At 64.8% G+C, this 20,990-nt stretch carries 17 protein-coding genes; 6 read left to right on the top strand and 11 right to left on the bottom strand.

The features are described from left to right. Positions 1-64: 64 nt before the first annotated feature. The 5 genes from rpoC (at position 65) to rfbA (ending at position 8,143) form a co-directional block, all read left to right on the top strand. Positions 65-4,351 carry a DNA-directed RNA polymerase subunit beta' gene (rpoC, locus tag ASG67_RS02630; RefSeq protein WP_056524823.1) on the top strand — a complete coding sequence of 1,429 codons (4,287 nt, stop codon included), beginning with the start codon at positions 65-67 and terminating at the stop codon, positions 4,349-4,351. Between the two features lie 384 nt (positions 4,352-4,735). Beyond that, on the top strand, positions 4,736-5,302 hold the full coding sequence (rfbC, locus tag ASG67_RS02625; RefSeq protein ID WP_056524820.1) for a dTDP-4-dehydrorhamnose 3,5-epimerase: 567 nt from the start codon (positions 4,736-4,738) through the stop codon (positions 5,300-5,302). A 9-nt stretch (positions 5,303-5,311) separates the two neighbouring features. Then, positions 5,312-6,367: a dTDP-glucose 4,6-dehydratase gene (gene rfbB / locus ASG67_RS02620; protein ID WP_056524817.1), complete on the top strand. Its 1,056-nt coding sequence runs from the start codon at positions 5,312-5,314 to the stop codon at positions 6,365-6,367. 7 nt (positions 6,368-6,374) lie between these two features. Beyond that, positions 6,375-7,274, top strand: coding sequence for a dTDP-4-dehydrorhamnose reductase (rfbD, locus tag ASG67_RS02615; RefSeq protein WP_056526340.1), 900 nt, complete (start codon positions 6,375-6,377; stop codon positions 7,272-7,274). Further along, positions 7,271-8,143, top strand: a complete 873-nt coding sequence (rfbA, locus tag ASG67_RS02610; RefSeq protein ID WP_056524815.1) for a glucose-1-phosphate thymidylyltransferase RfbA — start codon at positions 7,271-7,273, stop codon at positions 8,141-8,143. The genes rfbD and rfbA overlap by 4 nt, the downstream gene beginning before the upstream one ends. Here the strand turns inward: rfbA and ASG67_RS02605 are convergent. The 5 genes from ASG67_RS02605 to ASG67_RS02585 form a co-directional block, all read right to left on the bottom strand. Continuing rightward, positions 8,137-8,862: a hypothetical protein gene (locus ASG67_RS02605; RefSeq protein WP_056524812.1), complete on the bottom strand. Its 726-nt coding sequence runs from the start codon at positions 8,860-8,862 to the stop codon at positions 8,137-8,139. The two genes, rfbA and ASG67_RS02605, sit on opposite strands and share 7 nt — an antisense overlap. A gap of 143 nt (positions 8,863-9,005) precedes the next feature. Next, a complete protein-coding gene (locus ASG67_RS02600) occupies positions 9,006-9,665 on the bottom strand; it encodes a PEPxxWA-CTERM sorting domain-containing protein (protein WP_082543313.1) in 660 nt (219 codons plus the stop codon). Between the two features lie 281 nt (positions 9,666-9,946). Next, positions 9,947-11,419, bottom strand: coding sequence for an undecaprenyl-phosphate glucose phosphotransferase (locus ASG67_RS02595; protein WP_162244327.1), 1,473 nt, complete (start codon positions 11,417-11,419; stop codon positions 9,947-9,949). Between the two features lie 87 nt (positions 11,420-11,506). After that, on the bottom strand, positions 11,507-12,688 hold the full coding sequence (locus tag ASG67_RS02590; RefSeq protein WP_056524804.1) for a glycosyltransferase family 2 protein: 1,182 nt from the start codon (positions 12,686-12,688) through the stop codon (positions 11,507-11,509). After that, entirely contained in the window at positions 12,685-13,878 is a 1,194-nt protein-coding gene (locus ASG67_RS02585) for a glycosyltransferase family 4 protein (protein WP_056524802.1), read from the bottom strand. The genes ASG67_RS02590 and ASG67_RS02585 overlap by 4 nt, the downstream gene beginning before the upstream one ends. A gap of 177 nt (positions 13,879-14,055) precedes the next feature. Here ASG67_RS02585 and ASG67_RS02580 point away from each other — a divergent pair, with 177 nt between their 5' ends. Beyond that, a complete protein-coding gene (locus tag ASG67_RS02580) occupies positions 14,056-14,577 on the top strand; it encodes a serine O-acetyltransferase (protein ID WP_056524799.1) in 522 nt (173 codons plus the stop codon). Here ASG67_RS02580 and ASG67_RS02575 read toward each other — a convergent pair. The 6 genes from ASG67_RS02575 to ASG67_RS02550 all read right to left on the bottom strand — a co-directional run bounded on the left by ASG67_RS02575 (position 14,561) and on the right by ASG67_RS02550 (position 20,983). Beyond that, positions 14,561-15,109, bottom strand: a complete 549-nt coding sequence (locus ASG67_RS02575) for a serine O-acetyltransferase (protein WP_056524796.1) — start codon at positions 15,107-15,109, stop codon at positions 14,561-14,563. The genes ASG67_RS02580 and ASG67_RS02575 overlap by 17 nt on opposite strands. Next, positions 15,106-16,119, bottom strand: coding sequence for a glycosyltransferase (locus ASG67_RS02570; RefSeq protein WP_056524795.1), 1,014 nt, complete (start codon positions 16,117-16,119; stop codon positions 15,106-15,108). The genes ASG67_RS02575 and ASG67_RS02570 overlap by 4 nt, the downstream gene beginning before the upstream one ends. Further along, the gene (locus tag ASG67_RS02565; RefSeq protein ID WP_056524792.1) at positions 16,116-17,174 is read right to left on the bottom strand and encodes a glycosyltransferase family 2 protein; all 1,059 of its coding nucleotides are present in this window, start codon (positions 17,172-17,174) and stop codon (positions 16,116-16,118) included. Before ASG67_RS02565 ends, ASG67_RS02570 begins: the two co-directional genes overlap by 4 nt. Before the next feature lie 210 nt (positions 17,175-17,384). Continuing rightward, a complete protein-coding gene (locus ASG67_RS02560; protein WP_056524789.1) occupies positions 17,385-18,737 on the bottom strand; it encodes an oligosaccharide flippase family protein in 1,353 nt (450 codons plus the stop codon). 42 nt (positions 18,738-18,779) lie between these two features. Further along, positions 18,780-20,030 (bottom strand): glycosyltransferase family 4 protein, encoded by a 1,251-nt coding sequence (locus tag ASG67_RS02555; RefSeq protein ID WP_056524786.1) that lies wholly within the window; start codon positions 20,028-20,030, stop codon positions 18,780-18,782. After that, complete coding sequence (locus ASG67_RS02550) at positions 20,030-20,983, bottom strand: hypothetical protein (protein WP_056524784.1); 954 nt, start codon at positions 20,981-20,983, stop codon at positions 20,030-20,032. The genes ASG67_RS02555 and ASG67_RS02550 overlap by 1 nt, the downstream gene beginning before the upstream one ends. Positions 20,984-20,990 lie beyond the last annotated feature (7 nt).

The following is a 20,990-nucleotide window of genomic DNA, read 5'->3' as shown; positions in this document are numbered from 1 at the left end:
GTGCTGGCGGGCCCCTTCCTCTCTCATCGGGAGAGGAGTTGAGTTTCAAAAGAGGTTCATCCCCATGAACGAACTGACCAATTTCGCCAATCCGATCGCGAAGCCCGAAACCTTCGACCAGATCCAGATTGGTATCGCTTCCCCCGACAAGATCCGTTCGTGGTCGTTCGGCGAGATCAAGAAGCCCGAGACCATCAACTATCGCACGTTCAAGCCAGAGCGTGACGGCCTGTTCTGCGCGCGCATCTTCGGTCCGATCAAGGATTACGAGTGCCTGTGCGGCAAGTACAAGCGCATGAAGTACAAGGGCATCGTCTGCGAGAAGTGCGGTGTCGAAGTCACGGTGTCGAAGGTTCGCCGCGAGCGGATGGGCCATATCGAGCTGGCCGCGCCGGTCGCGCACATCTGGTTCCTGAAGTCGCTGCCGTCGCGCATCGGCCTGTTGCTCGACATGCAGTTGAAGCAGCTGGAGCGGGTGCTCTACTTCGAGGCGTATATCGTCATCGAACCGGGTCTTACCCCGCTGGAAAAGTTCTCGCTGCTGACGGAGGATGAACTCCTCGACGCGCAGGACCAGTATGGCGAGGACGCGTTCTCGGCCGGCATCGGCGCCGAGGCGGTCCGCATCATGCTCGAGAGCCTCGACCTAGAAGGCGAGCGCAAGGAGCTGCTCGAAGAGCTGGCCACGACCAAGTCGGAGCTGAAGCCCAAGAAGATCATCAAGCGCCTGAAGGTCGTCGAGAGCTTCATCGATTCGGGCAACCGCCCGGAGTGGATGATCCTCGAGGTCGTGCCGGTCATCCCGCCCGAACTGCGCCCGCTGGTGCCGCTGGACGGCGGCCGCTTCGCGACGTCGGATCTGAACGACCTGTACCGCCGCGTCATCAACCGCAACAACCGCCTGAAGCGGCTGATGGAACTGCGCGCTCCGGACATCATCGTCCGCAACGAGAAGCGCATGTTGCAGGAGGCGGTCGACGCCCTCTTCGACAACGGCCGTCGCGGCCGCACGATCACGGGCGCCAACAAGCGTCCACTGAAGTCGCTGTCCGACATGCTGAAGGGCAAGCAGGGCCGCTTCCGCCAGAACCTTCTGGGCAAGCGCGTCGATTATTCGGGTCGTTCGGTCATCGTGACCGGTCCCGAGCTGAAGCTGCACCAGTGCGGCCTGCCGAAGAAGATGGCGCTCGAGCTGTTCAAGCCGTTCATCTACGCGCGCCTCGACGCCAAGGGCCTCAGCATGACGCTGAAGCAGGCGAAGAAGTGGGTCGAGAAGGAACGCAAGGAAGTCTGGGACATCCTGGACGAGGTGATCCGCGAGCATCCCGTGATGCTGAACCGCGCGCCGACGCTCCACCGTCTGGGCATCCAGGCGTTCGAGCCGGTCCTGATCGAGGGCAAGGCGATCCAGCTGCATCCGCTGGTCTGCTCGGCATTCAACGCCGATTTCGACGGCGACCAGATGGCCGTGCACGTTCCCCTGAGCCTCGAGGCCCAGCTGGAAGCGCGCGTCCTGATGATGTCGACGAACAACATCCTGTCACCCGCCAACGGCAAGCCGATCATCGTCCCGTCGCAGGACATGGTGCTTGGTCTGTATTATCTGTCGATGCTGAAGGAAGGTGAGCCCGGCGAGGGCATGCTGATCTCCGACATGTCGGAAGTGCATCAGGCGCTGGAGGCCAAGGCCGTCACGCTGCACACCAAGATCATCAGCCGCGTTCCGCAGACCGATGAGAGCGGCAAGCAGTACATGAAGCGTTTCGAGACGACGCCGGGCCGCATGCTGCTGGGTGAAACCCTGCCGCAGTCGTCGAAGGTGCCGTTCGAGACCGTCAACCGCCTGCTCACGAAGAAGGACGTGGGCGACGTGATCGATGAGGTCTATCGTCACACCGGTCAGAAGGAGACCGTGCTGTTCGCCGACGCGATCATGGCATTGGGTTTCCGTCACGCGTTCCGCGCCGGCATCTCGTTCGGCAAGGACGACATGATCATCGCGCCGGACAAGGACAAGCTGGTCGATGAGACGCGCGATCAGGTGAAGGACTTCGAGCAGCAGTATCAGGACGGTCTGATCACGCAGCAGGAGAAGTACAACAAGGTGATCGACGCCTGGAGCCGTTGCGGCGACCAGGTCGCGAATTCGATGATGAACGAGATCAAGGCTGTCCGTCATTATACCGACGGTCCCAACAAGGGCCGCGAGAAGGACATCAACTCGATCTACATGATGGCGCACTCCGGCGCCCGTGGTTCGCAGGCGCAGATCAAGCAGCTCGCCGGTATGCGCGGGCTGATGGCCAAGCCGTCGGGCGAGATCATCGAAACGCCGATCATCTCGAACTTCAAGGAAGGTCTGACCGTCCTCGAATACTTCAACTCCACCCACGGCGCCCGCAAGGGTCTCGCGGATACGGCGTTGAAGACCGCCAACTCGGGTTACCTGACCCGCCGTCTCGTCGACGTGTCGCAGGATTGCGTCATCATCGAGGAGGATTGCGGCACCGAGCGCGCGCTGGAGATGAAGGCCATCGTCCAGGGCGGCACGGTCATCGCGTCGCTCGGCGAGCGTATCCTGGGCCGGACCACGGCCGAGGACGTGGTCGACGCGAAGACCGGCAAGGTCGTCATCCCGACGGGCACGCTGCTCGACGAGGCGATGATCGTGCAGATCGAGGGGATCGGCATCCAGGGCATGAAGATCCGCAGCCCGCTGGTCTGCGAATCGAAGATTGGCGTCTGCGGCAAATGCTACGGACGTGACCTCGCCCGCGGTACGCCGGTGAACATCGGCGAGGCGGTCGGCGTGATCGCGGCGCAGTCGATCGGCGAGCCGGGCACCCAGCTGACGATGCGGACGTTCCACATCGGCGGCGCAGCCCAGCTGAACGAGCAGTCCAACCTTGAGGCACCGGTCGACGGCACCGCGCAGTTCAAGGATCTGCGCCTGATCGTCGATCAGCGTGGTCGGCGCGTGACGCTGTCGCGCTCCGGTGAGATCGTGATCGTCGATATGGATGGTCGCGAGCTGTCGACGCACCGTATCCCGTACGGCGCCTATGTGTTGTTCGAGGACGGCCATGTGCTGACCAAGGGTGATCGCATGGCCGAATGGGACCCGTTCACCATGCCGGTGATCACGGAGAACTCGGGCATCGTGAAGTATGTCGATCTGATCGAGGGCAAGACGCTCACCGAGCAGACCGACGAAGCGACGGGCATCGCCCAGCGCGTCGTCATCGACTATCGCACGTCGACCAAGTCGAAGGAGGATCTGCGTCCCCGCCTGACCCTGACGGGTGACGGCGAGGCTGAGGCCGCACGTTACATGCTGGCATCGGGCGCCACCCTATCGGTGGATGACAATGCGCAGGTCCACGCCGGTGACGTGCTGGCCCGTGTCAGCCGTGAATCTGCCAAGACGCGCGACATCACCGGCGGTCTGCCGCGTGTTGCCGAGCTGTTCGAGGCACGCATCCCCAAGGAAGCGGCGATCATCGCCAAGGTTTCCGGTCGGGTCGTGTTCGGCAAGGATTACAAGGCGAAGCGCAAGATCGGCATCCAGCCTGAGGATGGCGGCGATATCGTCGAGTATCTGGTGCCGAAGTCGAAGGTGATCGACGTTCAGGAAGGCGACTACGTCAAGCGTGGCGACAACCTGATCGGCGGCAGCCCCGATCCGCACGACATCCTGGAGACGATGGGGATCGAGCCGCTGGCCGAATATCTCGTGTCAGAAATCCAGGAGGTCTATCGTCTGCAGGGCGTGAAGATCAACGACAAGCACATCGAGACGATCGTTCGCCAGATGCTGCAGAAGGTCGAGATCACCGATGGTGGCGACACCACGCTGCTGAAGGGCGAGCAGGTCGATCGCGACGAGATGGACGCGGTCAACGACAAGCTCGACAAGGGCCTGGCACGCGCGTCCGGCAAGCCTGTCCTGCTCGGTATCACCAAGGCGTCGCTGCAGACCCGCAGCTTCATCTCGGCGGCATCGTTCCAGGAGACCACCCGCGTCCTCACCGAGGCGGCTGTCCAGGGCAAGCAGGACACGTTGATGGGCCTGAAGGAGAACGTGATCGTCGGTCGCCTGATCCCGGCGGGTACGGGTGCGGGCATGAACCGTCTGCGCGTGGCGGCCACCAGCCGCGACGTGGCGCTTCGTGCGCAGCAGCGGGCGCTGTCGGCTTCGATCGTCGCGCCGCTGTCGGCCGCCGATCAGCGCGCCGCTGAAAAGGCCCGCACCGCGCGTGAAAGCGCCGGTACGGGTGACGATGCACTGGCCGCGGTCGTGACGTCGGGCACCGGCACCGATGCCGATGCGGGCGAGTATCTGAACGACTGATCCGCCGTTCAGGCTGAATGAGGAAAAGCCGTCATCCGGACCACCGGATGGCGGCTTTTTCATTCCCTCTCCCGCCGGGATAGGGAGGAAAGCGCAAAGCATCGGAAGGGTGAGGGTCGGCGTCAGGGGAAAAAGCGCTGTCCTACAGCCACTGACCCACGTAGCCACTCCAACACCTGCTCTTTCTCACCGCGGCGATTAAACTCCCCACATCCGCGCGCGCCAGCGCGCGCGCGCGGCGCCGTAGGTGTGACTTTAGCGACTTTCCGATCGAACCCCAATCGCCACCGCCTGTCCCGGTTCCGCACTCATTGTCGCTGCACCGCAACAAAACCCGGTCATCCACGACTTGTTTAACAACGCGGTTTAAGGGATGAAGCCAGCATGCAATCCACCCTGCCCACCCTGATCGAACCGCGCCGTCACGGCGACGCCCGCGGATGGTTTACCGAGGTCTATAACGAGGCCAGCTTTGCCGAACGCGGTATCACCTGCCGCTTCGTCCAGGACAACCATTCGATGTCGGCGCCGCGGTTCACGCTGCGCGGTCTGCATTTCCAGCGCCAGCCGCATGGGCAGGACAAGCTGGTCCGTTGCATCCGTGGCCGCATCTTCGATGTCGCGGTCGACATCCGCAAGGGCTCGCCGACCTATGGCCAATATGTCGGGGCCGAGCTGACCGCCGAGAACGGCCACCAGTTGTTCGTGCCGGTCGGCTTCGCCCACGGATTCCTGACGCTGGAGGAGGATTGCGAGGTCACGTACAAGGTGTCGTCGCTCTACGCCCCCGATTGCGATGGCGGCGTCCGCTGGGACAGCTGCGGCATCGACTGGCCGATGCCCGCCGGCACCATTCCCGAATTGTCGCCCAAGGACGTGAAGCTCCCGACGCTCGCCGACTTCGACAGCCCCTTCCCTTACGACGGCAGCCCGCTGGCGCCCCTGGCTTGAGGTAATATCATGCGCATTCTGCTTACCGGCGGTGCCGGCTTCATCGGCTCGGCCCTTGTCCGCCAGCTGATCGACCACAGCGAGCACGAGGTTCTGAACTTCGACAAGCTGACCTATGCCGGTACGCTGACCACCGTCGAGAAGGTGTCGAGCTCCAATCGCTATCGCTTCGTGCAGGGCGATATCTGCGACGGGGCCGCCGTCCGCGCCGCGATCGAGGAATTCAAGCCAGAGATCATCACCCATCTCGCCGCCGAGAGCCATGTCGATCGTTCGATCGACGGCCCGGACGCGTTCATCCAGACCAACATCGTCGGCACGTTCCAGATGCTGACCGAGGCACGCCGCTACTGGCAGACGCTGGAGGGCGCCGCGAAGGAAGCCTTCCGCTTTCACCACATCTCGACCGACGAAGTGTTCGGCTCGCTGGGCGACACCGGCTTTTTCACCGAAGAAACGCCCTACGACCCGCGCTCGCCCTATTCGGCGTCGAAGGCGAGCAGCGACCACCTCGTCTCGGCATGGGGGCATACGTTCGGCCTGCCGGTGCTCATCACCAATTGCTCGAACAACTATGGCCCGTACCACTTCCCAGAGAAGCTGGTGCCACTGATGATCGTCAAGGCGCTCGCCGGTGAGACGCTGCCCGTTTACGGCAAGGGCGATCAGGTCCGCGACTGGCTGTTCGTCGAGGATCACGCCCGCGCCCTGCAGACCGTGTTCGAGAAGGGGCAGGTCGGCCGCACCTATAATATTGGCGGCAATAACGAGAAGCAGAACGTCGAGGTGGTGAACACCGTCTGTTCGATCCTCGACCGCCTGCGCCCGCGCGCCGATGGCCAGTCCTATGCGACGCAGATCGGGTACGTCGCCGACCGTCCCGGCCACGACAAGCGCTACGCGATCGATGCCAGCCGCATCCGTGACGAACTCGGCTGGAGCCCGGCCGAAACCTTCGACAGCGGCATCGAGAAGACCGTCGCCTGGTATCTGGCCAACGAAAGCTGGTGGCGGCCGATCGTCGAGAAGAGTGGCGCCGATCAGCGTCGCGGTCTGGCGGCCTGATTTGTCCGTGAAGCACGTCCTCGTCACCGGTGCTTCGGGCCAGGTCGGCACCGAACTGGCCCGTCACACATGGCCAGAAGGCTGGGCGGCGGTCGCGCTGACCCGCGCCGATCTCGACCTGACCGATCCCGCCGCGATCACCGCGACGGTGGCGGCTGGGCATGACGGCCAGCCCTGGTCGGCGATCGTGTCGGCAGGCGCCTACACCGCCGTCGACAAGGCAGAAACCGATGTGCTGACGGCATGGGCGGTCAATGCGGTCGCCCCCGCCGCGCTGGCGGCCGCGGCACAGGCGGCGGGCATTCCGATCGTCCATGTCTCGACCGATTACGTCTTTGCCGGCGACCGCGATGGCGAGTGGGAAATCGACGATCCCGTCGCCCCGCTCGGCGTCTACGGCGCATCGAAGCTGGGCGGCGAACTCGCCGTTCGCACCGCCTGCCCCCGCCATGCGATCGTCCGCACCGCGTGGGTGGTCAGCGCGCATGGCAACAACTTCATCAAGACGATGCTACGCGTCGGCGCGGATCGCCCAACCTTGCGCGTCGTCGCGGATCAGCGCGGCAGCCCGACGAGCGCCACCGACCTCGCCGCCGCGCTTGCCACGCTGGCGGTGCGGCTGGTCGAGGATGCCGACGCACCGACCGGCACCTATCACTTTTCCAACGCCGGCCCGACCAACTGGCATGGGTTCGCCGAGGAGATCTTCCGCCAGTCGGCTGCACGCGGTGGCCCATCCCCGACGGTGGAGCCGATCACGACGGCGGACTATCCGACCCCGGCCAAGCGCCCGGCCAATTCACTGCTCAGCCACCGTGCAATCGAGCGCGAACACGGCATCCATCCCCGCGGCTGGCAATCGGCGCTGGGCGACATTCTCGACGAACTCCTGGGAGCATCCAAATGAAGGGCATCATTCTGGCCGGCGGCTCCGGCACCCGGCTTCATCCGGCGACGCTGGCGATCAACAAGCAGTTGCTGCCGGTCTACGACAAGCCGATGATCTATTACCCGCTGTCGGTGCTGATGCTGGCGGGAATCCGCGATATTCTCATCATCTCCAGCCCCGAATATATCGACAATTACAAGCGCATGTTCGGCAACGGGTCGAACTGGGGCCTGGCGATCAATTACGCCGAACAGCCCAAGCCGGAAGGTCTGGCGCAGGCGTTTACGATCGGCGCGGACTTCATCGGTGACGACCGTGTCGCGCTGGTGCTGGGCGATAACATCTTCTTCGGCGCGCACCTGACCGACCTGCTGGAAAGCGCCGTGGCGCGGACCGAAGGCGCGACCGTGTTCAGCTACCGTGTCGATGATCCCGAGCGGTACGGCGTCGTGGAACTGGTCGAGGGCGGAAAGGCGATCAGCCTTGAAGAGAAGCCGGAAAAGCCAAAGTCGAACCACGCGGTCACCGGTCTGTACTTCTATGACAATCGCGTCGTGCAACTGGCCCGCGACCTGAAGCCGTCGCATCGCGGCGAGTTGGAGATCACCGATCTCAACCGGCTCTACATGGAGGCGGGCGATCTCTACGTCGAACAGATGGGCCGCGGTTATGCGTGGCTGGATACCGGCACGCATGACTCGCTGCTAGAGGCATCGGAATTCGTCCGCACGATACAGCATCGCCAGGGCATTCAGGTCGCCTGCCTGGAAGAGATCGCATTCGAAAAGGGCTTCATCACCGCCGATCAGGCGCGTGAGCGTGGCGAAGCCCTGAAGAAGACCGCCTATGGCCGCGCCATCTTAGCCGCGGTCAACGACGCTCACTGATCGATCGAAACATCGCCGGCCGCCATCGCCTGATTCTCGGCGCTGGCGGCCGCAGGCATGGCCTTTCCTGTCGCGCCACATTCACGCAGGCTCTTCACCTCGTTGTCGCCGCCGCGCTTGATGAGCACCGACAGCGTCCGGCACCGACCATCGGACGGCCCGGCGACGACGAAGCCGCGCTCGCTGCCGTCCGACTTCGCCCATTGCTGCATCTGACCGGTCTTCATCGCCGCCGACACCGCCGGCTGCATCGCCGCCAGCCGGGTGACGGGCAGGTCAGGCGCCGGATCGTCTTCGATGACCGACACCGCCGCATCGTCCGCCACCACATCCGCTGACGGCATCGGCGACGCGGCAATAGCGGTGCTCGGCACCGCGACCGACTTCCTAATAGCTTTCGCCCTCACGACAGCGGCTCGCGACTTCTCCGGCACGGCGATGCTTAGCGTATAGCGATTGCCCGCCGCCGCTCGCTCGGAATTGACCGCGAGGCCCAGCGTCGTCGCACCGGCGATCAGCGCCAGCATAATTCCAAGCATCGTCGTGATCGACCGCCGCTGCGGGGCTGCGCGATGGTTGATGACCTGCAACGCAGTGCAGGACGAGCGATAATCAACCTTGGTGAAGGACCAGCGCCGCGACCCTGTGACCAGTGTCCAGGATCGTTCATACCGCTGGATGTCATCCACGAAGGGATCGATCGGCCGCGTCGTCATCATGGTTCCCCCATGACGGCATTCTACGCCATCGCCGGATCAAGGCCACCCCGGAAAATGCGAGGCGTCCGTCCCGCTATGAACTGACAAAAAAAGGGGCGCCGCGACGATGGTCGCGACGCCCCTTTTTTAGATATCCGAATAACTCAGGCGAACACGACGTTCGTGCGGCGACGACGAGCGCGCATCGCCAGACCAATCATGCCGAACCCGGCCAGCATCGTGAGCCAGGTCGAAGGCTCCGGCACCGCGAACACGACGTTATCGACCTCGGCCGAATTCAGGCCGCTGCTGAACGAGATACCACCGATCTTGGCTTCGCCGCTGCCCACCGAGTAGGTGACGCGACGGTTGAAGTACGGGAACGACCTGTCGCCATTCGGTTCGAACGGCAGGGTGAAATCGGCACCGGTATAGGCGGCGATCAGGGCGCCGGTGGTGCTGAAGATCCGGACCGAGTTGAACGTATCGATCGAACCCAGGAAGAAGCTTACCGACTCGAAAGCGGCCGAACCCTGATACGATGCGGTGCCACCGCCATAGACCGCGAGATAGCCACTGCCGTCGCTGAACGCCGGCGCCGCGCTGCAACCCGTGACGCACGACAGCGGCGTGGTGCCGGAGGTGATCGCCGCGTTGGTCAGCGTGAACGCCGACGTCGGCGCGTTGAAGTTGAACGTCAGCGCGCCAGCGGGGGCGGCGAACGTCGCGGCGCTGCCCTGCTCAGAAACGAGCGTAGCGGCCGATGCCGGAACGGAAACCAGTGCGCCGAGAGCGGCGGCGGCGAACAATACCTGCTTGATCATCATAAATCTCCCTGTCTCACCTTGTCTTGCAATCTGCGCTTCGCTGGTGGAGCGCTTGATCGCGGGGGCGAACCGCGTTGCGGCCTGCAATCGGTAAAGCAGTCGTTAATCTGAGAGTAAAGCAGTCGTCGTCCATAAAAGATCGATTCCGAACGATTTATCGATCGGTGTGGTTAACGGGCAAGACCCCCGTCCCATGCTGAAACAGCACCTCTGCGCTTAATCGGCGGAAAGCGTCGGCGATCGCGATCCCGACCACGTCGCGCAACCGACCGACCGAATCAGTAGGCGGATTTGGGGAAGAGCACGGCCGCGACGGTGCGGGCCATGATGTAGAGATCGAAACCGACCGACCAGTGATCGATGTAGAACAGGTCGAATTCGACGCGCTTCAGCAGCTTCTCGTCGGTGTCGGTTTCGCCGCGCCAGCCATTGACCTGCGCCCATCCGGTCATGCCCGGCTTCACGCGGTGACGAGCGGCATATTTCTGCGTCGCTTCGCTGAACAACACGCCCGCCACCCGTGTGGAGGGTGCGTGCGGACGCGGACCGACGAGCGACATGTTGCCGATGACGACATTGAAAAGCTGCGGAATCTCGTCGATGCTGGTCGCCCGGATGATCCGACCGACACGCGTCACGCGCGGATCACTGACCTGCGCCTGCTTGATCTCGTCATATTGCAGCGTGTCGCTACGCATCGAGCGAAATTTCCAGATGCGGAAGCGACGATGGTTGAATCCCTCCCGCTCCTGCTTGAAGAACACCGGTCCAGGGCTGTCCAACTTGATCGCCAGCGCCACGATCGCCAGAAATGGTGCTGCCAGGATTAGGACGATCGACCCGAGCAGCAGATCCTCCACCCGCTTGATGACCTGATCGACATCGTTGATCGGCCGTTCGAACAGGGTCATCAGCGGCAGATCGCCGAGCATCACCATCGACTGACCGGCCATCGTGAACGACGACAGGTCGGGCGCCAGCCGGATCAGCACCGGGAGCATCGCCAGCCGCCCGACAACGTCCTGCAATTCCTCGTCACTGGCGAACGGCATCGCGACGATAACCTGATCGATCCGTTCGGCGCGGATATCCGTCAGTAGCTGCTCGACCCCACCGCGCATGGGGATGCAGCCGCCGTCATCGCCAGTAGCGCGATCGTCATAACAGCCAACGATATCCACCGTCAGCACGCTGTTTGACCGAATATAGCTGGCTAGCCGGCGCCCCTGCGTATTCGCGCCGAGAATGGCGACACGCTCGTTGAAGATGCCACGCCGCTTCAGCGATCGCAGCCCCACTGTCGTTAACCCGCGCACGACGACCAGGGACAACGCAACCGAGACGAACCAGAAGACCGCCCACCCGCGCGAGAAACCCTCCGACGCCTTCAGGAAGAAGGCGAGCGTGAGCATCGCGACGCACGAGCCCACCCATGCGGTCAGCACCCGCGTCCAGCCGTACCGCAGCGAGAAGCGGGCATCGACGTCGTAACAACCGGTCAGCTCGCCGATCAGCGCATAGACGACCGCGCTCAGCCAGGCGACGCGGACATATTCGTCCAACGGGGTCAGATCGAAAGTTATGAAGGTCAGCCAGATGCCGATCAGCCCGACGACGAGCACGGTCAGCCCTTCGAACAGTCGCGCGGCGAGGCTCGACAGCTCGAGCATCGCCGGCGTGCGGCTCGCACGCCGATCCTGCTTCGGGGGGCCGGACCCGGCGCCGTTGCCAGCATCAGTCACCGGGCTCACGATCGTCTCAACTCCCATTCCCCCGTTCTACCCCTTCGTCGCCTTGATAGAGATAGCATGATTAATATCGCGCAAACTCAACCCGGATCAGTCCCGATCGGTTCTGATCCACGTCCGCTCTCGCCGTACCAGCGCCGCCAACGACAGGCCGAGCTTCCATACGACGTAGCGCGGTACATCGCGCCAGCCCCGTAACAAAGCCGTTTGATGATGGGCAACCAACGCGACGACAACGGCGAGCATCGCCATGACCGTCATCACCATCAGGATACCCATCGCCGCGCCACCGACCCCCGCGATGACGAACGCCACCATCAAGAGAAGCGACGCGGCGGTGTCGAGCATCAACAGCGGCACCAGCGGCGGCGTCAACAGATGCAGGCCCAGCCACGCCAGACCGGGGCGACGGGTGGTGACGGCACGCCGGAACAGCGCGCCAGCACTGTCGCCGGCCACCTGGAAAAAGCCCGACTCCCATCGGCGCCGCTGCACCGCCGTGCCTCGATCGGAACTCGCGGACCCGAGCACGATGGCTAGCGCATCGAACGACGGCGGCCGCCCTGCCAGACTGGACTGCACCCCCAGCATCAGGTCTTCGGCGACATGTCCCGTCGCCAGCGGCAGATCGGTGAAGATCGCCCATGGAAAGGCCATGCCCGATCCGGTCAGCAACGCCGGTGCGCCGATCCGGGCCGCACCCAACTGGCGCACCGCGTTCTTGATGTAGAAGGCGGCGGCGGAAAAACGGGCGACGCTGCCATCGGCGTCGGTGACGGCGATCGTATAGGCGCTCTGCACCGGCCGGGCGGAGGCGATTGCCGCGCCGGCCAACCGGACCAGCGCACCGGCGGCCGGCACGGTATCAGCGTCCACCACGATCACGCACGCGGGCGGATCGCCGGCCATTTCCTGCCGACCACGATCGAGCGCGAAACCCTTGCCACGCCGCTCGACATCATGCCGCTCGACTACGTCCGCCCCGGCGGCCCGCGCGACAGCGGCGGTCTGGTCAGAACAATTGTCGGCCACGACCAGAATGCGCATGCCGGCGGGAACGCCCGCGCGCATCGCGGCCAGAACCTTACCAATCCCCAGTTCCTCGTCATGCGCCGGCACCAGGATGACGGCCGACGCGGGATCGAAGGGCGGCGTAGTACCGTGCGCCTCACGGCGCGGAATGGCGCCGCCCAACGCCTCTACCAGAAAGACGCCGGTCGCGAGGATCAGCGGCGCGACCACCAGCAGGCAGAGCAGGTCGATCACCGTCATGCCGCCTCCATATGTTTCAGCAATATGGCCGCGTTTCGACCCGCATCATGATCGTGCGAAACCCGGCGGCGACCCTCCGCACCCATCGTCGCGCGCCGTTCGGCGTCCGCCGACAGCGCCTCGGCCATCGCATCCGCCAGCGACTCGACCGACCCCGCCGGCACGATCCAGCCACAGCCGTCATCGACCAGCTCGGGAATGCCCGCCACCGCCGTTGTCACGACCGGCGTACCGACCGCCAGCGACTCCATGATGACGACCGGCAATCCTTCCGCGAAACTTGGCAGGACCATCGCCCGCGATGCCCGCAACTGCGCCGCGACCGCCGCGCCGCCCTTGCTGCCCAGCAAGGCGACCTGCCCGGTCAGCCCCCGCGCGGCGATGTCGCGTTCCAGTTCGTCCCGTAGCGGGCCGTCCCCGACCAGCGCCACGCGCGGGCGCACACCGCGTTCGCCCAGCAACGTCAACGCCTCCAGCAGGATCGGCAGTCCCTTTTGCGGCGCGAGGCGGGCGATGCAGCAGAAATCGAAGCCGGGTTCGGCATTGCCCTGCGCCGCGTCGATCGCCGCCAGATCGACGCCGCAGCGGACGACCACGATGCGCGACCAGTGCGCGGTATCGACCCAGCGGCACAGCTGGCTGCGCCCATAATCGCTGATCGCCACCGTGAATTTCGCATCGGCGATCTTGCCGGCGAGATCGAGCTGGCGCGGTTCATCGAACTCGTCGGGGCCATGCACGGTAAAACTGTATGGGATACCAGAGATCAAATGCGCCATCCGCGCGACGGCGGCGGGGTTGGTGCCGAAATGCGCGTGCAGATGGCGGACATCGGCGCGGTGCATCGCCGAACTGAGCGAACAGGCCTCCGCCAGATAGGCCACGCGCGCCACGAAGCCGCGCGCGGTCGGCGGCGTCATCGCCTTGCTGGCGCGCCACGCCGCCCATGCGCCGCCCGGCCGCCGCAGTACGACCGCGGCTGCGCCCAGCAACAGCGGCACCGGTTTGGTCAGGATAACCGCCGTCTTCTCCCGCTCCGCGCGATCGGCGGGATCGGGCAGGTCGTCGGGCGCGGCGCGGATCGAGAAACGATGGACGCGGTGACCCGCCGCCTCGATCCCCAGGATTTCGCGGCGGACAAAAGTATGGCTCACGGTCGGATAACGATTGACGAGATACGCGATGTTCATGACTGATCGGATCGCCCCCGCCCCGTGGTACACCGATGATACGCCGTCGGTCGAAATGACAAAGACGATCGGACGCGCAACGTCAACGCCTTCCCCGTCCAACCCCTCTTGTCAGTGTCGGGGAAAGTCGGGTTTAGCGGTGGAACGCCGCAATATCACGGGAAAGAGATTACGCGCATGACCGGCAGCATCGACGATCCGGCCCCGCCGCGGACGACCCTGGTCGAACCCGACTGGTCGCGGGAGCATAAGCGGCGGCTGCAATGGTATCCCTCGCGCGCGCTGCTGCGCGCGATCCGTGATTATCAGGCCGCCAGCGGCCCCTTCGCCCGGCTGAAGCGGCGGTTTGCATCCGAACGTCATCGGTTCTGGTCGATCATCACCGGCGCGGACATCCCCATCGGATCGCGGATCGGTGGCGGTTTGATGATGCCGCATCCATCGGGGATCGTCATCTCGCCCTGGGCGGTAATCGGCCCCAACTGCCTGTTGTTTCAGCAGGTGACGATCGGCAACACCGGCAAGGGCGCGCCGACGCTGGGCGCCCACGTCGATGTCGGGGCGGGCGCCAAGATCATCGGCCCGGTGACGGTCGGCGATCACGCCCGCATCGGCGCGAATGCGGTCGTAACGTCCGACATACCAGCCGGCGCCACCGCCGTCGGTATCCCCGCGCGGGTGATCAGCCGGGTAGACTGACCCCGGGCGCGTCCGGCACGGCCCGCAACCGAATCGTCGCTGGGACCCCCACCGCCAGCGCGCCCGCCGGCACATCGGTCAGCACCACGGCATTGGCCCCGATCGCCGCCCCCGCCCCGATCGTGACACGGCCCAGGATCACCGCCCCAGCCCCGACATTGACGTCGGCCATCAGCACCGGCGCATCCTGCAACCGGTCGAGCGAGCGGACGCCCAGCGTGCAGTTCTGCCGAATGATGCAGCGATCGCCGATCACGGTGGAGCCATGCACCACGATCCCACCCTGATGCTCGATCACGACATCAATGCCGACCGTCGCTGTGTAGGGCAGTTCGATACCATAGATGTTCCGGCACCAGCGAAACGCCCATCCATACAGGACCGACAACGGCGCCCGGAACGGCTGTCGCACCCCCATCCGCCAGACGCCGAAACGATAGGCCGCGATGGTGCGGAAACCGGGCTTGGTCCAGTCCTGACCATGTGCCCGCCAATCAGCCTTTACCCGCCGGCACAGATCACCCAGCGTCATGCGCGTTGCGCTTCCGGGCCCTTATATTCGATCAGCGATCCGCTCCGCCCGGTCAGGCGCCGCCAATGAAACAGCCCGGCGCCCTTGATCTGCGCGAACTTGCCCAGCACCAGATGGAACGCCAGCGACCATGCCGCCCGGTCGTCGAGTCCCGGCCGATGCCGCAACCGGCGCGCGATACGCACCACCTGCACCGGATAGAGTAACGCGACGGCGAGCCCGACCCACCACCCGATGGCGATCGCAGCGACGACAATCAGGATCGGCAGCAAGCCCGCCCAAACCGTCATGCTGCGCACCTCGCGCCGCCAATGCGGATCACCGGCCGTACCATGCCGCCACGCCAGTTGCGCAAAGGCGTGGCCACTGCGCTCGGTGCGCCGCCACCACTGGCCGAACCGCGTCATCGCCGCATCATGGCGCGTCATTTCCGCATCCAGCCGCCGAATGCGCCAGCCCGTCTTTCGTAGCCGCAGACACAGGTCAGGCTCCTCGCCGGCGATTAGCTCGGGCGCGTAACCCTCCGCCTCATCCAGCGCAGCCCGGCGGAACAACGCATCGCCGCCACAGGACTTGGCCTCGCCCACCGGCACGTTCCACTCGTCGTCGCACATGCGGTTATAGATGCTGGCATCGGGAAAGCGCTCGCGCCGGCGACCGAACACGACGGCCAGGCCGGGATCCGCGGTCAACGCAGCCACAGCGGTATCCAGCCACGCGGCATCGAGCTCGCAATCGCCATCCACCACCTGCACGAACTCGGTCGGATGCCCGGTCAGCGCCGCCAGTCCGGCATTGCGCGCGAGTGCCGCCGTGAAGCGCGTACCGGGCGGCAGGGTGACGACCTCCACCCCTTGCGTCTCGGCGAAGGCCACGCTGCCATCCGTCGACCCCGAATCGACATAGATGCGCGCCGCGTCGGCGGGCAGCGAGCGAAGACAGGTCTTCAGCCGCTCTCCCTCGTTGCGCCCGATCGCGATGATCGCAGGCGATGGCCGGGCACCGGTCATGATCGCGTCTTCCAATGCGGCAGTTGATCCTGCGGACCATCCCAGCGGCCGATCGCGGTTTCCCGGTCGAGCGAGGACGGCCCCACGCCGTTGCGGATCAGGTCGCGCCATTCGCCCGGCGCATGTGCACTGTCGCGGCCCAGGCCCGCGATCTCCCGCAGGCGCCAGATCGCATAGCCGCCCAGCCACGCGATCCCAGAAAGCCGGGCCTGTAAGGGCCCATAGGCTTTGGCGAAGAACCGGCGACGCGACCGAAACCAGTAATCGGGCAATGGCCGCTGCGCGCTCGCACCATCGACCACGCCCGTTGCCGCTCCGCCGACATGCCAGACGCGGCTGGCTGGACAATGAAGCGATCGCCATCCCGCAGTGGCGAGGCGGTGCATCAACTCGACCTCCTCGAAATACAGGAAGAAGCCCTCGTCGAACAGGCCGCAATCCCGCAGCGCCTCCGCCCGTAACAACACGCTGGCGCCGGTTACCCAGTCGGCCTCGGTCGTCTCGGTCGCCTCGATGACCAACGGGGCGCTGCCGACGAGCCGTTCGATCAAAGGCGTATTCGCCCCGCGCAAGAATTCGCGCGCAACGGTAGGAAAGCGGAAAGCAGACCCGAGCGGATGCCCATCGGGCGACAGCAGCAGGCTACCGGCCGACGCCGCCTTTGGCGCATCGACCAGTGTCGCCACCAGCAGCGCCAGCGCGCCCTCCTCGATCACCGCATCGGGGTTCACCAGATAGATAAACTCGGCGGGCTCGCTCCGCGTCAAGGCGCGGCGGATGGCCTGGTTGTTCGCCCAGCCGAAGCCACCGTTGAACGCCAGCGGCAGGAACGTCACCCAGTCGACGAACGCATCCGCCTTCACCGCATCGGCCAACATGTCGGCCGACCCGTCGCCCGATCCGCCATCGACCAGGATCGCGTCCAGCCCCGGCAGGAAACGCCGTTCCCGGTCGAGTGCCGCCAGACAGGCCATCGCCAGATCGGGTGTGCGATAATTGACGATCACCGCCGTCACGCGACGATCGATGATGCGCGGCAGGACAGGGTCCGTCATGCCGGCTTCCGATCGGCGGCATTAGCCTCGGGACCGCCTAGCCGAGCAAGGCCGCGGCCCATTCCTGCCGCGGCGATAGCCAAGATCAAATCACGCACCTGTTTCACGCTCCCGGGCGCCCGCCGCGCCGTAAACCACAGCGGCATCGATCTTCTCCTACGCCCCGGCCGTTCGGGCTGGCAAGCAGCGGCGGCGGGGTACATTCGCCGATCAACGGATGTGAAAGACCGAATGCCCCAGCACGTCGACGCCATAGCCGATGGCCAGACCGGCAAGGCCCGCTGCGATGATGAGCAATTCGCGTGATGGGCGGAAAAAGCCCAGCCGGGCGAGCCGGGTCCAGGCATAGATCTGCCCGGCGAGTTCGACCGTGCCGACCACCCAGATGATTCCGATCGGCCCAAAATACCTCCACCCCAGCCAGGCGCCGACACCCAGATAAATGATCCGGACGATGTTGGCGGCAAAGGTGTAGCTCGTCTTGCCGATCGTGATCATGATGTCGTTGGCGACGCTCGTGCCCGCCGCGAAGAAGGTCGAGATCAGCAGGATCTGGAGATAATGACCGGCGTCGGTGTATCGCGGATCGTACAGGATGTTCACGACCAGCGGCGCGCAACCGATGAAACCGCCGACGGCAAAGGCGTACAGCAGCGACAACCGCATGCGTACGCTATAGAATTTCTCCTTCAGCGCGCCCGGATCGGTACGGAATATCTCGGCATATTGCGGATACAGCACCCGCCCCGCATAGGAGCCGACCAGCGACACCGGCGTCGCCGCCAGCCCCGCCGCCATCACGTAGAGCCCCATGATGCTGAGCGGAAAGGCACGCGACAGCACCAGTTTGTCGCCTTGGCTGATGACCAGCGTCAGCATCGTCGATCCGGTGATGAACCGCGAAAATTGCCAGAGTTCGGCCGCCCGCTCGCGCGAGAAATTGAAACGCTGCCCGGAATCGGGATATAGTTTGTAGCTGAAGAACACGCCCATCAACTGGCCGAGCAGGCTGGAGAAGATGATCGCCCAGTAGGAATGGAACACCAGCGCCAGCGCGATGGTGATGGCCGCCCCCAGCAATTGGCTCATGACGTCGATCGCGCTGAGCAGCCGGACCTTGCGATTGCGCAACGCCGTGAACGGCGCCATCGACCCCAGCCCGTCGATGATCGAGAACAGCCCGGCCGCCGCGATCGCCCATTGCAGATAGGGCTTCTGCATATAGTCCGCGACCGTGCTCGCCAGCACGGCGATCAGGATCGACAGCACGATCCCGCGGATCAGACGCAGCGTCCACACCTGATCGCGGAATTCGCGTTCGTGGCTCCGCTCGTGCCGAACCATGAACGCGATGATGCCGACGTCGGAGATGAGCGCGAACGTCACCATCACCGATGTCACGATGCCGGCGACCGCGAATGCCTCGACGTTCAGCAGGCGGGTCAGGATCATCGAGCTGCCGATGCGCAGCAAATTCTGGAACACCATCACCCCGACGACGACGCCGGCGTCGCTCGCCAGGCTGCGTCGCGCGGCGCCGATCCCGGACATCAGGGGGTTCATCAGCAATCTCGGATGCATCGTCACTCGCTTTGGTCGTGCGGATCAGGAGGAACGAAAGGAGCGGTCATGCGCGCGGGCGTAGACGTCCTGCCACCGCGTCAACAGATCACGCCAACGGAACCCCAGCGCCATCGCCTTGGTCCGCGCGCGTTCCGACAGGCCATCGGCGAATGCGCCGTCCTGCCCCAGCCGATCCATCGCCACGGCCACCGCCGCCACGACATCGTCCTCGCTGGTCGGCGCGATCATGATGGCTTCATCGGCGGTCAGCAATTCCTGCGGCCCAGCCCAATCGACGCACACCACCGGCAGGCCGAGCACCATCGCCTCCTGAAACGCGATCCCGTTGGCTTCGGCGACAGAAGGCAGCACCAGCGCACGATATCCAGACAGCCGGTCGTACAATTCAGGCCCCGCTGGCACCCAGCCGACGAAGCGGACGCGCTCACCCAGCCCCAGTTCCGCGACCAGCGCCTGCAACGCCGGCCGTTCGCTGCCGTCACCGATGATGTCCAAGGTCGCCTCTGGGTGTGCCAGCGCCAGCGCCCTGATCGCCAGATCGCATCCCTTGTATGGCACCAGCCGGCCCAGATGCAGGAACGACCGGTTGACACCGGCGTGCGCGATCCGCGCGCGATCGACCAGCGCGTCGGGGATGCCGCAATCGAGCGTGAAGACGAACTGATCAGCGGTGCAGCCGCCCATCGCCAGCGCATCCGCCGTCCGCTTGCCGCCGGAGATCAGCAATAGTGCCTGCTTCTTGCCATGGAACAGAAGTCCAAGCAGCGCTTGCATCGGCCGCAGCACCGCGCGGCCCAATTTCTTCCCGGTCGGCTCACGCGACTGGAAAGCTGCCGGATGCGCGACATTGCCGTTAAGCGGCCCGATCACCACCGACCGCCCCGGCATCCGGAAATACGGCAGCACGGGTGAAATCGGCGAGGTGAAGTGAACCACCCATGGATCAAACCGATCGGCGACCGTCCGGCTCAATCGGTGGAGCTGCCATCCGTTCAACAGCCCGAGCAATGGCTTCAGCCGCAACCGGTGCAGCCAGATCTGCGCCGCATCGTCCTCGACATAATCGATCGCCAGATCGGGCTGGTCGCGCCGCATCTCGTCCCGCACGCGCGCATGCGTCACCTGACGGACGTCATGACCCATCGCCCGCAGTTCGAGATGAATCTGCAACGCCTTCAGGCCTTCGCCGCCCATTTGGCGCGAGATATTGGGGGCGACGAGCAGGATGCGCCGTCGGCCGTCCCCGCGATCGCCGGTCGCGGCGTCTGGCATCAGCCGTTACCTATCACCGAATAGAGACCCAGCTTGCGCGCGAGCTTGCGGATGCGAATCTTGCGTTCGAACTTGGCCAGCGGATAGAGAACGAACGGCCGCACCGGTGTCGCTTCGACCCGCGGCGAGCCATCGGCAAATACGCCTTCACGCTCGGCATCGACCAGCCAGTCCTTGGCGATCCCGCCGGCATGGAAAGCCTTCATCCGGCCGAACGCCAGCTTGCGCAGCATCTCGGGCCCGCTGCGGCCCAGCCGCCGCGCGATCCGCCCGGTGACCGTATTGCCGTAGCAATGCCAGCTGCTCGGATCGAGATACCCGCCACCCATCTGTTCGGCCAATGCCGCCCAGACAATCGACTCGACATGCATCGAATGGGCATATGCCCGCGTATCAAGCGTTTCCAGCAACCGCTCCAGCTCGGCATAGGGCAGCGGCGCCCGAAACTGGCAAACACCGATATCGGTGTGGTCCGCCATCGGCACCGATTGCGCATAGGCATCGCGCACCAGTGGTTCGGGCAGCAGGCAATTCGGCCGCTGCCACATCAGCAACAGGCCGGTCGCCGGCGTCGGTTCGAACGTGAAGCGATTCGGGAAATAGACGTCCGGATCGATGATGATGACTTCTTCGCCGGGCGCGGCGTAGAGTACCGGGTCGGTGATCTTGCGCCAGCACGGATGCCCGCCCCGGAACCGGATGATCGCCGGATAATCACGGAAGATGTCGGCCGCGCGCGCGTCGGCATCGGCCTGATCGTACACCGTCAGGCGGTGCGCGGTGCCCGCGACGAGCGGTTCCATCGCTTCACGCAGGGCCACTGCATCGGCGGGCGCATCGGTCAACAGGAATAGATCGAGCGGCTCGTCCGACTGTTGCAGCATGCTAGCAAGGCATGCCCGCGCATAGCGCAATGACCGCGCGCCGAGAACACAATAGACCTTGCGAAACATCGTCCCG

The sequence above is a fragment of the Sphingomonas sp. Leaf339 genome (genome assembly GCF_001426195.1).
Taxonomy (GTDB): Bacteria; Pseudomonadota; Alphaproteobacteria; order Sphingomonadales; family Sphingomonadaceae; genus Sphingomonas.
The sequence above is the reverse complement of the archived record's forward strand: the minus strand, read 5'-3'. Positions and strand labels throughout refer to the sequence as shown.